The 12,013-nt window shown below is 65.5% G+C and carries 12 protein-coding genes; 4 read left to right on the top strand and 8 right to left on the bottom strand.

Annotated elements, in window-relative coordinates; genetic code table 11:
• Window positions 1-94 precede the first annotated feature (94 nt).
• The 6 genes from GIW81_RS15110 to zigA all read right to left on the bottom strand — a co-directional run bounded on the left by GIW81_RS15110 (window position 95) and on the right by zigA (window position 5,357).
• Window positions 95-856 carry an ABC transporter permease gene (locus GIW81_RS15110; RefSeq protein WP_154740189.1) on the bottom strand — a complete coding sequence of 254 codons (762 nt, stop codon included), beginning with the start codon at window positions 854-856 and terminating at the stop codon, window positions 95-97.
• Window positions 853-1,779, bottom strand: coding sequence for an ABC transporter ATP-binding protein (locus GIW81_RS15115; protein WP_154740190.1), 927 nt, complete (start codon window positions 1,777-1,779; stop codon window positions 853-855). The genes GIW81_RS15110 and GIW81_RS15115 overlap by 4 nt, the downstream gene beginning before the upstream one ends.
• A gap of 58 nt (window positions 1,780-1,837) precedes the next feature.
• Window positions 1,838-2,356: a hypothetical protein gene (locus GIW81_RS15120; RefSeq protein WP_154740191.1), complete on the bottom strand. Its 519-nt coding sequence runs from the start codon at window positions 2,354-2,356 to the stop codon at window positions 1,838-1,840.
• 73 nt (window positions 2,357-2,429) lie between these two features.
• Entirely contained in the window at window positions 2,430-3,146 is a 717-nt protein-coding gene (gene pth, locus GIW81_RS15125; RefSeq protein ID WP_154740192.1) for an aminoacyl-tRNA hydrolase, read from the bottom strand.
• A 69-nt stretch (window positions 3,147-3,215) separates the two neighbouring features.
• Complete coding sequence (locus GIW81_RS15130) at window positions 3,216-3,965, bottom strand: 50S ribosomal protein L25/general stress protein Ctc (RefSeq protein WP_154740193.1); 750 nt, start codon at window positions 3,963-3,965, stop codon at window positions 3,216-3,218.
• 177 nt (window positions 3,966-4,142) lie between these two features.
• Window positions 4,143-5,357, bottom strand: a complete 1,215-nt coding sequence (zigA, locus tag GIW81_RS15135) for a zinc metallochaperone GTPase ZigA (protein WP_154740194.1) — start codon at window positions 5,355-5,357, stop codon at window positions 4,143-4,145.
• 73 nt (window positions 5,358-5,430) lie between these two features.
• Here zigA and GIW81_RS15140 point away from each other — a divergent pair, with 73 nt between their 5' ends.
• From GIW81_RS15140 to GIW81_RS15155, 4 genes are all read left to right on the top strand, one after another.
• On the top strand, window positions 5,431-5,847 hold the full coding sequence (locus GIW81_RS15140; protein WP_154740195.1) for a Fur family transcriptional regulator: 417 nt from the start codon (window positions 5,431-5,433) through the stop codon (window positions 5,845-5,847).
• 193 nt (window positions 5,848-6,040) lie between these two features.
• Window positions 6,041-8,287 (top strand): TonB-dependent receptor, encoded by a 2,247-nt coding sequence (locus GIW81_RS15145; protein ID WP_324615061.1) that lies wholly within the window; start codon window positions 6,041-6,043, stop codon window positions 8,285-8,287.
• 62 nt (window positions 8,288-8,349) lie between these two features.
• On the top strand, window positions 8,350-8,703 hold the full coding sequence (locus GIW81_RS15150; RefSeq protein ID WP_154740196.1) for a hypothetical protein: 354 nt from the start codon (window positions 8,350-8,352) through the stop codon (window positions 8,701-8,703).
• Between the two features lie 125 nt (window positions 8,704-8,828).
• Window positions 8,829-9,764: a hypothetical protein gene (locus tag GIW81_RS15155; protein WP_154740197.1), complete on the top strand. Its 936-nt coding sequence runs from the start codon at window positions 8,829-8,831 to the stop codon at window positions 9,762-9,764.
• 10 nt (window positions 9,765-9,774) lie between these two features.
• Here the strand turns inward: GIW81_RS15155 and GIW81_RS15160 are convergent, their stop codons facing one another.
• Window positions 9,775-10,707: a ribose-phosphate pyrophosphokinase gene (locus tag GIW81_RS15160; protein WP_154740791.1), complete on the bottom strand. Its 933-nt coding sequence runs from the start codon at window positions 10,705-10,707 to the stop codon at window positions 9,775-9,777.
• A gap of 157 nt (window positions 10,708-10,864) precedes the next feature.
• Complete coding sequence (locus GIW81_RS15165; RefSeq protein WP_229309327.1) at window positions 10,865-11,740, bottom strand: LPS-assembly lipoprotein LptE; 876 nt, start codon at window positions 11,738-11,740, stop codon at window positions 10,865-10,867.
• Window positions 11,741-12,013: the final 273 nt, after the last annotated feature.

A 12,013-nucleotide genomic window follows, 5' to 3' on the forward strand; every position in this document is an offset into this window, starting at 1 on the left:
GCCTCCCCTGGCGATCCCAACCTGTCCGGTCACCCCGGCCCGCGCCCACACTGACCCGAGCGTGGTGTGTACGCAAGCTGCGGCGCACAAGTGCTCAAGCTTTGAGCCGGTACCCGGTGGCGAAGATGCGCCAGATGATGGCGAGGCAGACGATCAAGAAAACGAACGTCATGCCCAGGCTGACGCCGACGTTCACGTCGGAAATTTCATAGAAGCTCCAGCGGAATCCGCTGACCAGGTACACGACAGGGTTGAACAGGGTGACCGTCTGCCAGAACTCCGGCAGCATCTTTATCGAGTAGAACGTGCCGCCCAAAAATGTCAGCGGTGTCACAATCAGCAGCGGGATGACCTGCAGCTTCTCGAAGCCGTCGGCCCAGATGCCGATGATGAAGCCCAGAAGCGAGAAGGTCACGGCCGTCAGCACCATGAAGGCCAGCATCCACACCGGATGGGCGATGTGCAGATCGACGAACAGGGCCGCCGTGGCGAGGATGATGAGGCCGAGCATGAGCGACTTCGTCGCCGCGGCGCCGACGTAGCCCAGCACGATCTCGAGCGGCGAGATGGGCGCCGACAGGAGCTCGTAGATGGTGCCGGTGAAGCGGGGGAAGTAGATGCCGAACGAAGCGTTGGCGATCGACTGGGTGAGGAGCTGCAACATGATCAGCCCCGGCACGATGAAGGCGCCGTAGCTGACGCCGTCGATCTGCGCGATGCGCCCGCCGATCGCCGCGCCGAAGACGATGAAATAGAGCGACGTCGACAGCACCGGCGAGATGATGCTCTGCATGATCGTGCGAAAGGCGCGCGACATCTCGAACGCGTAGATGGCTTTGACCGCGTGCAGGTTCATTTCTTGCTCCTGACGAGATCGACGAAGATGTCTTCCAGGGAAGACTGCGTCGTGTTGAGGTCGGCAAACCCGATGCCCGCGGTGCGCATGTCGTTGAGCAGCGCGGTGATGCCGGTGCGGCCGGCGTGCGTGTCGTAGGTGAAGGTGAGCGCGCGTCCGTCGGTCGACAGCTCAAGCGCGTGCGGGGCGAGGGTTTCCGGAACGACGGCGAGCGGCTCGCTCAGCTGCAGCACGAGCTGCTTCTTCCCGAGCTTGGCCATCAACACGGCCTTCTCCTCGACAAGTATCAGCTCGCCCTTGGCGATGACGCCGACGCGGTCGGCCATCTCCTCGGCTTCCTCGATGTAGTGCGTGGTGAGGATGATGGTGACGCCGGTGGCGCGCAGCTCGCGCACCACCTGCCACATGTCCTTGCGGAGCTCGACGTCGACGCCCGCGGTCGGCTCGTCGAGGAAGAGGATGGTCGGCTCGTGCGCCAACGCCTTGGCAATCAACAGACGGCGCTTCATGCCGCCCGAGAGCGTCATGATGCGGTTGTCTTTCTTGTCCCACAGCGACAGCGCCTTCAGCACCTTCTCGACGTAGGCGGGGTTGGGCGCCTTTCCGAAGAGGCCGCGGCTGAACGAGACGGCGTTGAATACGGATTCGAAGGCGTCAGTGGTCAGCTCCTGCGGGACGAGGCCGATCATCGAGCGGACGCGGCGGTAGTCCTTGCGGATGTCGCCGCCATCGACGGTCACGGAGCCGGTCGTGGCATTGACGATGCCGCAGACGATGGAGATGAGCGTCGTCTTGCCGGCGCCGTTGGGGCCGAGCAGCGCGAAGATTTCGCCGCGGCGGATGTCCAGGTTGATGTCCTTCAGGGCCTGGAAGCCGCCGGCGTAGGTCTTCGACAGGTCTTTGATGGAGATGATTGCTGTCATGCGGGAATGGCGGCTCGCGGCTGTTATGGCAAGGCGACTAGGTGCTGGATGAGCGACGCTAGCGGTTCTCCAGTCCGGTCTTGGTGCGACTGGCGCGGATCCGGTCCGCCTCGGCGAGCATCTTTGCCTTCATTGCCGTGAGGCCGTCGCGGACGCTTGCATGCGCGGCGGCGGATCCGGCCTGAGAGCCAAACGTGTCGGGATTGGCTGTATCATAGGCGAGGACCGCATCGATCGTGCGCGCCAAGCCGGGAATATCGCCGAAGGCATACTGATTGATCGGCTTGCCGGTGACTTGCGACAGTGTCGCGAAGAGGGTCGGGTCCTCTGTTTTGGGATTTGCCAGCAGGAAGGTGCGATAGCGTAGCTGGCCGAGGTAGAAGACGAATACGGCATCGTCATTCTTGCCGGCTTGGAGCAACTCGCCGGCGCGCTTGTAGTACTCGGCGGGGTGTTGACCGGCGAGCTCCTGCACGGCCGGCGGCGTGGCGATCGGCGCCTCTGCCCGCACGCCGATACTTGCGGTCAGTGTCACGAGCGCGAAGACGAATGGTGCGAGGCCGCGGCCGAGGTTCATGGCTAACTCCCAAGTCCTTACACAAAACCGCATCTAGAGCGCCACGGCTGGTGGATCAAGCGATGGCCCCGGCTTACTCTTTGTCGGTGCGGCCGGCGAGCCACTTTTTCAGGTTCTCGGCGAGCGCACCGGCGCGTTTTGACGCTCGTTCGCCGGCCGGATGCTGTGAGGGCGCCGCCTTCTTCGGCGGCGGCGGCTCGCGCTCCTCGGGTGCCTCCTCGGCGTCACGGGTCTTGAGCGCGACCTGTGACAGGAAGCGGGCGCTGTCGCCCTTGGCGAGAAGCGGCGCGGCATCGGCCATCGCGTCGAGCAACGGGTCGAGCCAAGTATATTCGACCTTGGCGAAATCGCGCAGCACGTAATGGGCGACGGCGTCCTTGGCGCCCGGATGGCCGACGCCGATACGCACGCGGTTATACTCATTGCCCAGGTGGGCGGTGAGGGAGCGCAGGCCGTTGTGGCCGGCGTTGCCGCCGCCTGCCTTCACCTTCAGCTTGGCGGGGGCGAGGTCGATCTCGTCGTGAAAGACGTAGATGTCCTCGACGGGGATTTTGAGAAAGCGCGCGGCCTCGCCGACGGAGCGGCCGCTGTCGTTCATGTAGGTGGTGGGCTTCAGCAGCACGACGCGCTCGCCGCCGAGGGTGCCTTCCGCCGTCTCGCCTTGGAAGCGCTTCCGCCACGGGCCGAGGCCGTGCGCCGCAGCGATGCGGTCGAGCGCAACGTAGCCGACGTTGTGGCGGTGGCGGGCGTACTGCGCGCCTGGGTTACCCAGTCCGACGAACAGCTTCATGGACTTGCCCCGGCGAGGAAAGAGAAGGCGGGCGCGCTCTTACCGTCGCGCCCGCCTGCCGTGTGCGTATTACTTCTTCTTGGCGGCCGGAGCAGCGGCCTTGGCAGCCGGCGCGGCAGCGCCCTTGGCGGCAGCCGGAGCCGCACCGCCCTTGGCAGCCGCAGCGCCCTTGTCGCCAGCGGCGGGAGCCGCAGCAGCGCCTTCGGCCGGAGTTGCGGCGGCTGCGGCAGTCGGAACTTCCTCCTCCTGCTTCACGGCGCCGGCGATGGTGGCGATGGTGAAGTCGCGGTCCTTGATGGTCAGCTCCGCGTCCTTCGGCAGGGTTACCGCCGAGATGTGGATCGAGCGGCCGATCTCCAGGCCGGTAAGATCGATCTCGAAGTAGAGCGGGATGTGATCGTACGGGCAGATCACTTCGATGTCGTGGCGGACGATGTTGAGAACGCCGCCGCGCTTCAGTCCGGGCGAGAGCTGGTCGTTGATGAAGCGGACCGGAACCTCGACACGGATGCGTCCGTCCTTGCCGATGCGCATGAAGTCGACGTGGATCGGCTGGTCCTTGACCGGGTCGACCTGCAGGTCGCGCGGGATGACGCGGTTCTTCGTCCCGTCGACGTCAACGTCGAGGACGGTCGAGGTGAAGTGACCCTTGATGACCTGCTTCCACAGGTCGTTGTAGTCGAGGACGATGGTCAGCGGCGTTTCGCCGTTGCCATAGATGACAGCCGGAACTTTTCCTTCACGACGAGCTTGGCGTGCGGCCCCCTTGCCGGCACGTGGGCGCGCCGTGGCTTTCAGCTCGATCGGTTGCTGAGCCATGGACACTTCTCCAAAAAATTGCGGGCCTTGCGGCCCGTTGATCGACGCGGCCTCCAAGGGTGCCGGGCGCCGTCTCATGCTGAAATGCTTGAGATGGCGCGGGTTATAGCGGCGGATCAGGTGCTTGGCAATTGCCCGGGGCAGGGCCGGATCAGGCCCGGGCCTGCCGGATTGCGCCTATTGGCGTTGCCACAGCGGGAACGGATCGTCCAGCGATGTCCAGGACTTGGGGTCCAGCGGCCCGCTCTCCGGCACGGGCAGCAGGCAGTCGTCCAGCTCCTCGACAATGGCGCCCTTATCCATGTCGCCGACACCGATGAAAACGAGTTCCTGGCGCCGGTCGCCCCACAGGGCGTGCCAGGCCTTGTCGATGCGGGCGCGCAGTTCCTCGTCCTCCGGCCACTTGGCCTTGGGCACCGCCGCCCACCAGTAGCCGGCGGCCTCGTGGCGGACGAGCGCCCCGGCCTGGCTCAACTCGCCGACCCAGGCTGGCCGCGTCGCCAGCCAGAAGAAACCCTTGGCGCGAATGACGCCGGGCCAAGGCTTGTTGAAGAAGGCGTGCAGCTTCGCCGGGGCAAACGGGCGGCGCGCACGGTAGACGAAGCTCGAAACGCCGTATTCCTCCGTCTCCGGCACGTGATCCTTGAAGCCGGCCAACTCGCGGTACCAGAGCGGGTGGCTGTGCGCCGCCTCGAAGGAGAACAGCTCGGTGTCGAGGATGGCGTCGATGGCGACCACGCCGCGCGTCGTTTCGATGATGCGCGCATCGGCGTTGAGGGCGCGAATGATCGATTTCGCCAGCTCGATCTCGCGCGGCGTCGCAACGTCGATCTTGTTCAGGACGATGACGTCGGCGAACTCGATCTGCTCGGTGAGCAGGCCGACGAGCGAGCGCTCGTCATGCCGCCCGAGCGATTGGCCGCGGTCGGTGAGAAAGTCCTCCGAGCGGTAGTCCTTGAGGAGATTGGCGGCGTCGACGACCGTTACCATGGTGTCGAGGCGCGCGACATCCGACAGGCTGCGGCCGTCCTCGTCGCGGAACTCGAAGGTGGTGGCGACGGGGAGCGGCTCGGCGATGCCGGTCGATTCAATGAGGAGGTAATCGTAGCGGCCGCTCGCGGAGAGCGCCCGCACCTCGGTCAGCAGGTCGTCGCGCAGGGTGCAGCAGATGCAGCCGTTCGACATCTCCACGAGCGTCTCGTCGGTGCGGGACAGGTTCGCCCCGCCGTTGCGCACCAGCGCCGCGTCGATGTTCACCTCGCTCATGTCGTTGACGATGACCGCGACGCGCCGGCCGTCCCGGTTGTTCAGCACATGATTGAGCAGCGTCGTCTTGCCTGCACCGAGAAAACCAGACAGTACTGTTACCGGGAGACGCTTACCGAGCTGCATGTTTTTGCTCCTGTTTTGATCGTGATGTTATAATATCCGAACTGAGACATTCGCGAAGAGCCGGGATCGCCTGATGGTTCGCAAGGTGGCCAAACGCCGGCCTGCCCCCGAGCAGGACAAGATGATCGTCGAGGCGCTGCGCGACGTCGGGCGCCCGGTGAGCGCGTACGAGCTGATCGAGGAGCTGCGCAGCAAGGCGAGCCTCGCGCCGCAGACGGTCTATCGCTCGCTCGACCGGCTCATCGCCGATGGGCAAGCGCATCGTCTGGAATCGCTCAACGCATTCGTCGCTTGCCGGCATGCGAGCCACGAGGGCGAGACGGCGGTGTTCGCCATTTGCAACGACTGCGGCACCGTCAGCGAGTTCGACGAGCCGGCGGCCGTCGATCGGCTCGCTGCGTGGGCGCGCAAGGCTAAGTTCGCCGTCGACCGCATGACGCTCGAGTTGCGCGGTCACTGCCGTGAGTGCATCGCCCGCACGACGCGTTGAGGCGTTGCCGGCCAGCGCCGCGCTCTTGGTAATCGCGCCGTGCACCCATGCCGCTGTGTCGTTCGCAACACGCTGCATCACGTAACGTCCTTCGTTGCTACCGCCACGGCACCCCGCTTCGGCGCGAAGCCCTTGACCACGGTTAATATGCGGATATTATAACATCCGTAAAGCGTATTCTCGGGGGCGTTCAGTGAAAGTATGCGTAGCGTTGGGTGCTGCAGCCGTGGCTGTGGCGATGCAGGCCGCGCCGGCACAGGCGCAATCGGCACAGGGACAGGCGCAGCCGGCGGCGCCACAGGCGTCGGACACGGTGCAATTGCCGGCGGTCACCGTGACCACCGCGAGCCCCGTCGCCAAGCCGAAGAAGACCAAGCACAAGTCGACGAGCACGGCGCCGGCTTCCGGCGAGCCGGCAGAAGCGCCCTCCGCGCCGCTACCGGCCGTGGAACTGCAGCCGCTTCCCGGTGCCATCGTCGATGATCAGTCGTTCGTCGCGGTGACGGTGGCGACGGCGCGCGAGTTCGCGGCCAGCGGCGGCGCCACGATCACCGACACGCTGGAAATGAAGCCCGGCATCGCCGGCACCAACTTCGCGCCGGGCGCCAACCGGCCGATCATCCGCGGCCTCGACAGCTATCGCGTGCGCACGCAGGAGAACGGCATCGGCACGCATGACGTGGCCGCCATCTCCGAGGACCACGCAATCCCGCTCGACCCGCTGGCGGCCGATCGTGTGGAGGTGGTCCGCGGACCGGCAACGCTGCGCTATGGCAGCCAAGCCATCGGTGGTGTCGTGGCGGCCGAGAACGAGCGCATCCCGACGTTCATTCCCAAAGGTGGGTTCACCGGCCGCATCGTCGGCGGGTTCACATCGGTCGACGACGGCTCCGATGGGGCGCTGAGCGCTACGGCCGGCTCCGGCGGCGTCGCCGTGCATGCCGACGGCTTCAAGCGTAGCGCCGATGACTATCAGTCTCCACGCGGTAGCGTGCTCAACAGCTTCGTCGAAAGCGAGGGCGCGTCGATCGGCACCTCGCTGATCGGCACCGACGGCTTCGTCGGCGTCTCCTTCACGCGTTTTGCCAGCCTCTACGGCATCCCCGGCGAGGAGGCCGAGGAAGGCGTCAATCCGCGCATCGACATGGAGCAGAACAAGTTCATGGCCAAGGGCGAATGGCGCGTGCGTAGCTCAGGTGTCGACGCCATACGTTTCTGGTTCGGCGCGTCCGACTATGCGCATGACGAGCTCGCCATCCACGATCCGACAGTCGATACCGAGTTCGAGGTGGGCTCGCGCTTCACCAATCGCGAACAGGAGGCGCGCGTCGAGATCCAGCACGCGCCGTTCATGACCGGCCTGGGCGAGATCAGCGGTGCCGTCGGCGTGCACGTCGACAACCGCGACACGCGCGGCCAGAGCTTCGAAGGAGATTCTCTGCTCGAACCGGCGCAGACGCAGAGCGTCGCCGCCTTCTGGTTCGAGGAGCTGGCGGTCACGCGACAACTGCGCCTGCAGGCGGCGACCCGCGTCGAGCACACGGCGGTCGACGGAACGGGTTGGGCGGATGTGACCGATCCGCTTGCGCCCGCGGTGTTTGCCGGCGAGCGCTCGTTCGCGCCGGTGAGCGGCGGCGTAGGGCTCCTCCATGCATTGCCGGCGGGTGTCGAAGCGCGTCTTAATGGCCAGTACGTCGAGCGCGCCCCAGATGCGGCGGAGCTGTTCTCCAAAGGTATGCACGAGGCAACGGGCACCTTCGAGATCGGCAATCCGTTCCTCACCGAAGAGAAGTCGGCCACCGTCGAGGCCGGCTTGAAGCGCGCGCATGGAGGCTTTCGCTTCGACGCTTCGGCCTACTACACGCGCTATTACGGCTTCATCTACCGGCAGCTCACCGGCGTCACCTGCGGGACGACGCTTGCCGAGTGCCCGCCGACGGTGCCGACGGACGAGGAGTTCGATCAGGTGCTGTTCCAGCAGCGCAACGCGACGTTCTATGGCGCCGAGCTTGCGGCGCAACTCGATGTGGGGCGTGTCTGGAACGGCATTTGGGGCATCGACGGCCAGTATGACTTCGTGCGCGCCGAGTTCGAGAATGGCGAGAATGTCCCGCGCATCCCTCCGCACCGGCTCGGCGGGGGCGTCTACTACCACGACGCGGCCTGGCTGGCGCGCGTCGGGCTCCTGCACGCGTTCGCCCAAGACCAGATTGGCCTCAACGAGATCGAGACGCCCGGTTACACGCTGGTCTCGGCGGAGCTGAGCTACACGACCGACGTCAAGGCGCCGGACGGCACGGCCTCGCAAGTCACGATCGGCATCAAGGGTGAAAACCTCGCCGACGAGGAGGTGCTCGATCACACGTCGTTCAAGCGGCGCGAGGACGTGCTGCAGCCCGGCGCAAGCGTGCGCGCCTTCGGCATCGTCAAGCTGAACTGAGGGTGGTCATTGGCGCCGAAGCGACGTAGCTTGGCGCCAATGACACGCGCAGGGAGGCCACCATGTCGACGTGCAAGGAACCACATCACGCCAATCACTCGCATCAACACGGCCCCAACTGCGGGCACACCGCTGTGCGCCACGGGGACCATGTCGACTATCTGCACGACGGGCATCTGCATCACATGCACGGCGACCACGTCGACGAGCACGCCATCGAGGTCTCAGACAAGAACCCGGACCGCTGCACGCCCGAGCATCGTTGCAAGGGGCACGAGCCGGGGCACAAGCACGGACCCGGATGCGGGCACGAGGCGGTGCCGCATGGCGATCACGTCGACTATCTCGTCGACGGTCACCTGCATCACCTGCACGGGGACCACTGCGACGACCACGGCCCGCTCGACAAGGCCTGAAGGCACATCGGCCCCACACTGCGCCCGCAAACCGATTTGTGCCGCGAACGCAAGTCCCAGCGGCACAGCGAGGGCTGGTGAGAAGCAGTGATGAGGAGGGCAAAGATTTCCTTTTGGAGTCTCCCATGCCGGCGGCTGCATTCGATCTTCTGATCCTCGCCAATCCTCAAGTGACGGTCCACGGCGCCTACACGGTCCTCGCGGATGCGGTGGAGGTTGGCCGCTTTACGGTGTCGGGCGAGGTTGGCGACCCGATCGAGGTGCGCATAGCCGTTCCTCGTGATGCCAGGAAGCTTACGCTCGCGCGCAAGCGGATGCCGATGATCGCGGCGATGCTGGGTGCTCCTGAGCGGACCTTCGATCTGGTCCCCGTCGATGGCGTGACTTCACCACTGCGCCATGCGCCCCCCGCTACGTCACTCGCCAGCCTGAGGAGCGGCGTCGACAAGCTCCTCGCCGAGATCGGGTGGCAAGGCACTGGCGAAGACCTTGGGCTCGTTTTTGATCAACCCCAATCCAAAAGCGTGCTCGAGGCGGCGGAGCTGCGGCTAGGGTTTGCGCTCGATCCTCAATTGAAGGCGGCGCTGTCGGGTCCGGGGCCGCTGAGGCTGCAGGACTCGCGCATGACTACGGCCATCGAATTGGCACCGACGGATCGGCAGTTCGTCACGCTATGGGGACACGCCGAGAACGTGTCGGCGGAAACGCTCGCCATCTATCGATCGTCGACCATGGTCTGGATCGAAGCCGGTGACGGATATGGCGCCGTGATCTACCAGCCCGAGGGACCGCAGCGCTGCAGCGCTGGACCCGCCTACTGGCGCATCCATCAGGAGCACATCGATAGTCCGCAGCTCATCCTTGGGCGAGACGGAGGCTGCGGCGGACCTTCAGACGCCCTGTTCCCGATGTTTGCGCGCGAGCTCATCGAGCGTATCGAGGATGAAGCCTCAGAGACCCAGCTTCTCGTCGACCGCGACATGCCGGACTTTTCGGTATGGCTGCAAACGGACCGCAATGGCATGCCGCGCCTGCGACCGGATTGGAGCAAGCTGCGCTGAGGTTTGCGCCTCAGTAGAAGAGGCTGGAGACGCTTTCCTCGCGCGCGGTGCGCAGGATGGCCTCGCCGATCAAGGGCGCAATCGACAGCACGCGAATGTTCTTGGCGGCGAGCACGGCGGCGGTCGGCTGGATCGAATCCGTAATCACGAGCGACTTGAGCTTCGAGGCCTGGATGCGGCTGACCGCACCACCCGAAAGTACGCCGTGCGTAATGTAGGCCATCACCTCGACGGCGCCGTGCTTCAGCAGCGCTTCGGCGGCATTCACCAACGTGCCGCCGGAATCGACAATGTCGTCGATCAGGATGCAGCGCATGCCCTTCACATCGCCAATGACGTGCATGACTTCGGATTCACCGGGTCGGTCGCGGCGTTTGTCGCAGATGGCGATGGGCGCCTCGATGCGCTTGGCGAGGGCACGCGCGCGCACCACGCCGCCGACGTCGGGCGAGACAACCATCAGGTTGCTGCCCTTGTGCTGTTCCTGAATGTCGCGGACCATCACCGGCGCGGCGAACAGGTTGTCGGTCGGGATATCGAAGAAACCCTGGATCTGCCCGGCGTGCAGGTCGAGCGTCATAACGCGGTCGGCCCCGGCGCGCTCGATCAGGTTGGCGACGAGCTTGGCGGTGATCGGGGTGCGCGGACCGGGTTTGCGATCCTGGCGGGCGTAGCCGTAGTAAGGGATGACGGCGGTGATTCGGGCTGCCGACGCGCGCTTGAGCGCGTCGATGAGGATCAGCAGCTCCATCAGGTTGTCGTTCGCCGGGAACGAGTTCGACTGGATCACGAAGAGGTCCTGGCCGCGGACGTTCTCCTGGATTTCGACGAAGATCTCCATGTCGGCGAAGCGCTTCACCTGGCCCTTGGTGAGGGGCAGCTTCAGGTGCGCGCCGATCGCCTCGGCGAGAGGGCGGTTGGAGTTGCCGGCGACGAGTTTCATCGTCGGGGTCGTGCGACCCTCTGGACGGGGATCGAAAGGCATGTACGCCTCCACAGCCGTTCGCCGGGCGCTTCTAGCAAGAGGGCCCACACCTGTAAACGGCGGGGCCCTCAAGTTACGACGGATTTTTGACGCGGCGTCTTAGCGCCGTGTGAACTCAGTTCGAACTGGTCGTCTGCGTCGGCTGCGGCAGGAGCTTGACGATGCCCTGGGCTGCGGCGGCTGCCGCGGCGTCGGCCGTCTTGCCCCACGAGCCGTCGAGCGAGCCCTGCGGAACCTCGTTCTTCTGCGAGACGGTGCCGAGCTTCTTGCCAGAGGGGTCGGTCACGCTCCAGTCGATGGTGATGGGCTGCTTGCCGTCCTTGCCGGGGCCCATCACGACCTTGCCTTCGACGATGTAGTTGTCGGCCGATGGCGCCTCGGCGAGGGTCACGTTGCTGCGCGTCAGCTCACGCTGGAGCGCTGCCCGCAATGTCGAGCTGCCGTCGCCGGGAGCGCCGGTTACGGTCGGCACGAAGGCCTTCACCTTGCCGCCGGTGCTGCCCGTAACGATCTGCTTGGCGGGCGTCGGCGCGGTGTAGGCACCCGGCGTCGCCGCCGCGGTCTGCACCATGCCGCCGGCAGTTCCGGCGCTCGCAACGGCCGCGCCGCCGCCCGGCATCCAGGCGGTGACCGAAGTAACCGTCTTCGAAGCGATCGTCTGCACGAGGGGCGGCGTGACGGCCGTCCACGGGTCCTTGCTCTTGCCGGCAGGGGCCGTCTCTTCGCCGCTCACGCGGTGGACGCCCTTGCCCGAGGCGTCGGTGACGTCCCAGATGTAGGACACCTTCGACTTGTTGCCCTTCTTCTCGAGCGATGACACGACGTAGCCGCGGAGCGTGTACTCCGCTTTCTCGTCGGGCGTCTTGGCGACGCGGATGTTCTGGCGCTCGAGTTCAGAGATGAGCTGATTGCGCAGTTCGCCCGACACGTTCTCGGGCGGACCGATCACGGGCGCGATGGCAAACTGGGCGCCGCGCGCAGTCGCCGCCATCGGCGGCGGGCTCGCGACGGATGCCGTCGGGGCTTCACCGCCCGACGAACTGAATAGCGAAGTGAGCGAATTGGCCGTCTCGCATCCTGCGAGTCCGAAGGCCAGCAACCCCGCAAATAGTGCGGACGCTAGTGGCTTCTTTTTTTGCCAAGCCGCAGCAGCATCAAAGGTCGTCACGGCGACGCTCCCCCGTTGAGTCCCGCTGTTTCTTCCGGCGGCCGGCGTACATACCCTGCGGCCTTACTCTCCTTAATGACCGGTACCTCTCTAAGA

This window comes from Hyphomicrobium album (genome assembly GCF_009708035.1).
Taxonomy (GTDB): Bacteria; Pseudomonadota; Alphaproteobacteria; order Rhizobiales; family Hyphomicrobiaceae; genus Hyphomicrobium_A; species Hyphomicrobium_A album.